The sequence below is a fragment of the Bradyrhizobium liaoningense genome (assembly GCF_018130785.1).
GTDB lineage: Bacteria > Pseudomonadota > Alphaproteobacteria > Rhizobiales > Xanthobacteraceae > Bradyrhizobium > Bradyrhizobium liaoningense_A.
In genome coordinates, this window is the sequence record NZ_JAFCJT010000054.1 from 1 (window position 1) to 5,096 (window position 5,096).

Consider the following 5,096-nt stretch of genomic DNA (forward strand, 5'->3'; position numbering starts at 1 on the left):
GATCCGACTGACGCCGGCTACTGTGCATGGGGTTGTTTTCGACTTTTTTGATGAGGCGGCCCAGAAAGCCGCCATGGGTCGACGATCGTCCGCAACTGAATATGGTTCAGGAGGATGGATGGTGGGCGCACAAGGGATCGAACCTTGGACCTCTCCCGTGTGAAGGGAACGCTCTCCCGCTGAGCTATGCGCCCGGGACCATCATGCAGACGGCCGGACCTTTTTGGCCGGCCGGCACATCGGAGCCCGCGATTTAGAAGTGCGGGCCATGGGTGTCAAGTTTCCAGGCGCCTCGAGACCTGAAAACTTCCGTCAATCACGCAATCCGGCGGCGAGGCCGCGTTTTGGGCCGCTTACGCGCCCTGCTGGCGGGCGCGGGAGGCGTGGGCCTGCAGCGCCCGGATGCGCTCGGCGAGCGTTCCGCCGCCTTCGGGCAGGGTGACTGCGGCCGCGCCATTGCTGGCGGCGTCATTGGCCGGGCGCGGCGCCGGCTTCGGGGGCTGGCCGGCCTCGGCCGCAAGCAGGGCCTCGATCGGCGAGTTCGGGCCTTCGAGCTGCATCGCGAGCTTGGCGACCTCGGCGGCAATGTCGTTGATGCGTTCGCGCAGCAGCGCATTCTCCATGCGCTCGGTCGCCCACGAGCTTTCGGCCTGCTGCTGGATCGCGTTGATGTCGCGCTGGAGCTTTGCGCGCTCGTCGCGCGCGGTGCGCAGCTGCTCCTCCAGCGCGGTCTTTTCCGCGCGGAGCGATTCGAACGCCGCCGACGACTTGCCGCCGCTTAAACCGGCGATCTCGACGCGCAGCTCCTTGATGGTGCGATCATTGCCCTCATGGGCCTGACGCAGCTGGTTGTTCTCGTAGTCGCGCTCGGCGAGCAGCTTGCCCTGCGTGGCGAGGCGGCCTTCGAGATCGGCGACGCGGCCCGACAGCATCTCGGCCTCCTTGACCTGCACGATGAGCTGGCGATCGAGCTCGGTGACCCGCTGGCTCAGATTCTCGACACGGCCGCGCGCGCCCGACAGCTCGCGGGAGGCGGTCTCGGATTCGGTACGCTCCTGCGTCAGCCGCTGCTGCGTGGCGGCAAATTCCTTCTCGGCATCGCCGACGCGATTTTTCAGTTCCTCGATCTGCGCGCGCACCGCGACCAGCTCGACCTGACGGCTCTCCGCCATCATCGAGCGGTCGGACAGTTCGGAATTGATCTTGGCGAGTTCGCCCTGCTTGTCGGTCAGCGCATTCTCGGCGGCGCGCAGGGCGTCGGTCTTGGCGTTGAATTCCTCTTCTGTGGCGCGGAGCTGCTCCTTCACCGCCTTCTCGCGCGCCTCCAGCGCGAAGATCGTGGCGTTCTTCTCGCCGAGCTCGATCTTCATGCGGTTGATGGCGTCACTCTTCTTGCCGAGCTCGGCGAGCTGGCTCGTGGTCTTGTTCTTGAGCTGGTCGACGCTGATCTCGAGCCGCCGCGCCGACATGGCGAATTCGGCGCGGAGCTGGTCCTTGTCGGCCTGGATCTCGGCCATCGACAGGGGCGTGGCGGCCTCGAGCCGGCGCGTGGTCAGGCGGACCGCGCGGTTATGCACCAGCGGCACGATGGCAAGCCCGCACAGCATCGAGAGCAGGAAGCCGATCGCCAGGTACATGATCGGTTCGACCATGGGCCAGAACTCCGAAAGCTAAGGAAAAATTTACCAAAGACAATGCATGGCGGGCCGGCAAAAAGCCAGCCCCGCCCTGTTGTTAACGTGAATCCGGAACTGGACCGGAGGAGGGAGCCCTAGAGCATGATCCGGATCCGAAGGACCGCGTCGGCGAGAAGTGCGCAGCGGTTTTCCGGAAAGGTCATGCTCAAGCAACAATCCAAAGCGCGGTCGCGCTTTAGAACGGGTTCCAGGTCGCGCGCGGGGTGAATTTCAAATAGCCGATATTGGCTCCCAGCCGCAGGCCGAGGCCCGACCGGATCGGCACCAGCACGATGTTGTTGGCGGTGAGCGCCGTCATGCCGAAGCCGCCGATGATATAGGCCGAGCCGTCGATGCCGGCGAAGCGCTGGTAGATCGCGTTGGTGGCGGGCAGGTTATAGACCAGCGTCATCGTGCGCGCGCCGTCGCCGCCCCAGTCGAAGCCGAGCGAGGGACCTTGCCAATAGACGCGCAGGTCGCCGGCGTTCTTGGTGTAGAGCGTGCCTTCGCCGTAGCGCAGGCCGGCAACGAAGGCGCCGGACCCTTCCTCACCCAGGATATAGCCGTTGGGCAGGCCCCACTGGCTGACGGCCTTCTCGATGATCGAGGCGAGCCCGCGCGAGACGTTGCCGAAGAAGCGGTGGCCGGCGGTCACGAGCTCGTCCGGCCCATAGGTGGAGGGCGACGGGTTCCGCTGCGGCGGCGGCAAATTGGGCGGCGGCGCCTGCTGGGCGGAGGCCGGGACGATCCAGCCGACCAGCGCGGCAAGCGCGACCGCAGCAAGGCGTGATGCGAAAGTCATAAAAGAACCCCTGGTATCGAATCCCGCCGCTTCCTTAACCTGACGCCAACAGGCACGGCTCTAGGTTGCGCCGGATGTCCCCTCGACTCGGATGTTATCCGCAGCAACTATGACGGCACAACGGCAGGAAGATAGCCCTTTGCGCCCCGGAATCGCCTTGATCCGCTTCCTCGTCCGCCTGCTGGCGGGGATTTGCATCGCCTGTGCAGGTTTGCCGGCTGAGGCTGCCACCACCGAGCGGATCGTCGTCAACCGCTTCAGCGGGGTGGCGATCGAGGGTTTCGACCCCGTGGCCTATTTCGTCGACGGCGCGGCGCTTCAGGGCACGGCGGAGTTCGAGGCGAACCTCTGGGGCGCGGTCTGGCGTTTCCGCAACGAGGGCAACCGGGCGTCCTTCCTGGCCCATCCCGAGATCTATGGACCGCAGTTCGGAGGGTACGATCCGGCCGACATCGCCCGCGGCGTGGCCGTCGCCGCCAATCCCCGCTTCTACGTAATCTCGGCGCAGCGGCTCTATCTGTTCAGCCGGGAAGCCAATCGCGATGCCTTCGCCGCCGACCCGGAGCGCTTCCTCTATGAGGTGCGCAAGCGCTGGCCGGCGCTCCAGGAACAGCTTAGTCAATAACAGCTCAGTCAGTAGCGGCCTACCGCCTGCGGATCGCCCCAGGCGATGAACTCCGGGATGATGAAGCCGGTGTCGCCGCGCTGGCCGAATCGGAGCTCGCCACCCTTGCCGTCGGTGACCTTGCCGCCGGCCGCCGTCACGACCGCGCAGCCCGCCCCGACATCCCATTCGCAAGTGGGTCCGAAGCGGGGATAGATGTCGGCGCTGCCCTCCGCGATCCGGCCGAACTTCACTGCCGAGCCGACTGTCTTCCTGACCGCATTGGGTCGGCCATCGATAAACGCCTCGCTTCTGAGGTCGCCATGGGAACGGCTGACTGCCGCGATCCAGGGCTCGCCCTGCGTCGGCAGTGTACGGGTGCGGACCGGTTCGGCAGCACCGATGCTCGCGCCGTCAAACCTGACGCGCTCGGCGCCGCGGCCGACGATGCCGCGCCAGAGCAGACCGAGCGCCGGCGCGCTGACGATGCCCAGCAGCGGCACGCCCTCGGTCACGAGGGCGAGGTTGACGGTGAACTCGTCGCGGCCGGCCACGAACTCCTTGGTGCCGTCGAGCGGGTCGATCAGGAAGAAGCTGTCGCGGAATGGCGGCGAGGCGAGCTGGGTCCGCTCCTCCGACAGCGTCGGCACGTCGCCCGCAAGCTGCGCCAGGCCGTCAGCGATGATGCGGTCGGCGGCAAGATCGGCCTCGGTGACCGGCGAGCCGTCCTGCTTGCCGTCGACCCGCATCGCCGCGCGGTTGACCGCTAGGATCGCTTCGCCCGCCTTCACCACCAGCGCGGTGAGCGGCTCCATCAGGTGGGAGGCGGCCAGCCCGTCGATGATCCGCTTCACCTGCATGCCTCATTCATCGGCAATTCCATCCCTACTCGACTGATTCGCCGCGGCTTTATGGCCGTTTCGAACCGATCGCAAGCTAGCTGCCACTGGCTTGCGAATGTTAGAACCCGCGGCATTCGTCAAGCATGCGTGATTCGCCGCGTCCGCGCCGTGCAATTCCAGGAACCCCTTATGTCTGACGCTTCGTCATCCGGTACCGCTACCGCTCCAGATGCGCTCGAACTCGCCGCGCTCCTGTGCTCGCGGGTCTGCCACGATCTCATCAGCCCTGTCGGCGCCATCGTCAATGGGCTCGAAGTGCTCGACGACGATCCCAAGCCCGAGGATCGCGAGTTCGCGCTCGATTTGATCCGCAAGAGCGCGAAAACCGCCTCGGCCCGCCTCCAGTTCTGCCGCCTGGCCTTCGGCGCGGCCGGCTCGTCCGGCGCGCAGATTGATCTCGGCGATGCCCAGACCATGGCGCGCGGCCACATCGAGGACGGCAAGTGCACAATCACGTGGAATCTTCCGCGGCTCTTGCTGCCGAAGAATCGCGTCAAGCTGCTGCTCAATATGCTGGTTGTTTCCCAGCACACGATCCCGCGCGGCGGCATGCTGACGATCGACCCGATCGGTGACGGCGAGACCATGAGCTTTCGCATCACCGCGACCGGACATAATGCGCGTCTGCCGCAGAACATCTCCGAGATCCTGAGCGGCGAGCGCGGCCCGGCCGCAGATGCGCATGCGATCCAACCTTATTACACGCGGCTGCTCGCAGAGGCTTGCGGGGTCACCGTGAAGCTGGCGCATGAAGGCGAAGCCATCACCGTTACCGCGTCGTAAGCGCGCCGCCGCCCTCAAACGTTAATCGAATCTTTACGAGGCGCTTCGGCTTGTCCGGAGCGCCTTATCTCTTTGTTGGTTCCGTTCTTTTGCACATACTCAACCATTATTAAACGCTTTGCGGTGAAGCTGGCCCCATTCCGAAATGGCGCATCACAAATCGTGTGCGCCCTCCCTGTATGAAGGCCTGTTTTCATGGATGATCTGTTGCGGGAGTTTTTGACGGAGACCAGCGAGAGCCTGGACACCGTCGACAATCAGCTGGTGAAGTTCGAGCAGGAGCCGAACAACGCCAAGATCCTGGATAACATCTTCCGCCTGGTCCACAC

5 protein-coding genes and 1 tRNA gene are annotated in these 5,096 nt (G+C 65.1%); 2 read left to right on the forward strand and 4 right to left on the reverse strand.

Annotation, left to right across the window (positions count from 1 at the left end; translation table 11 throughout):
* Positions 1 to 119: 119 nt before the first annotated feature.
* From JQ627_RS38780 to JQ627_RS38790, 3 genes are all read right to left on the reverse strand, one after another.
* Positions 120 to 194, reverse strand: a tRNA-Val gene (locus tag JQ627_RS38780).
* Between the two features lie 159 nt (positions 195 to 353).
* Positions 354 to 1,652 carry a hypothetical protein gene (locus JQ627_RS38785; RefSeq protein WP_212489583.1) on the reverse strand — a complete coding sequence of 433 codons (1,299 nt, stop codon included), beginning with the start codon at positions 1,650 to 1,652 and terminating at the stop codon, positions 354 to 356.
* Positions 1,653 to 1,872: 220 nt separating this feature from the next.
* Positions 1,873 to 2,478: a DUF1134 domain-containing protein gene (locus JQ627_RS38790; protein ID WP_028160243.1), complete on the reverse strand. Its 606-nt coding sequence runs from the start codon at positions 2,476 to 2,478 to the stop codon at positions 1,873 to 1,875.
* A 139-nt stretch (positions 2,479 to 2,617) separates the two neighbouring features.
* Here JQ627_RS38790 and JQ627_RS38795 point away from each other — a divergent pair, with 139 nt between their 5' ends.
* Positions 2,618 to 3,103 carry a YHS domain-containing (seleno)protein gene (locus JQ627_RS38795; protein WP_212489584.1) on the forward strand — a complete coding sequence of 162 codons (486 nt, stop codon included), beginning with the start codon at positions 2,618 to 2,620 and terminating at the stop codon, positions 3,101 to 3,103.
* An 8-nt stretch (positions 3,104 to 3,111) separates the two neighbouring features.
* Here JQ627_RS38795 and JQ627_RS38800 read toward each other — a convergent pair whose 3' ends face one another.
* Positions 3,112 to 3,942 carry a 3'(2'),5'-bisphosphate nucleotidase CysQ gene (locus JQ627_RS38800; protein WP_212489585.1) on the reverse strand — a complete coding sequence of 277 codons (831 nt, stop codon included), beginning with the start codon at positions 3,940 to 3,942 and terminating at the stop codon, positions 3,112 to 3,114.
* 171 nt (positions 3,943 to 4,113) lie between these two features.
* Here JQ627_RS38800 and chpT point away from each other — a divergent pair, with 171 nt between their 5' ends.
* The gene (chpT, locus tag JQ627_RS38805; RefSeq protein WP_212489586.1) at positions 4,114 to 4,767 is read left to right on the forward strand and encodes a histidine phosphotransferase ChpT; all 654 of its coding nucleotides are present in this window, start codon (positions 4,114 to 4,116) and stop codon (positions 4,765 to 4,767) included.
* Positions 4,768 to 5,096 lie beyond the last annotated feature (329 nt).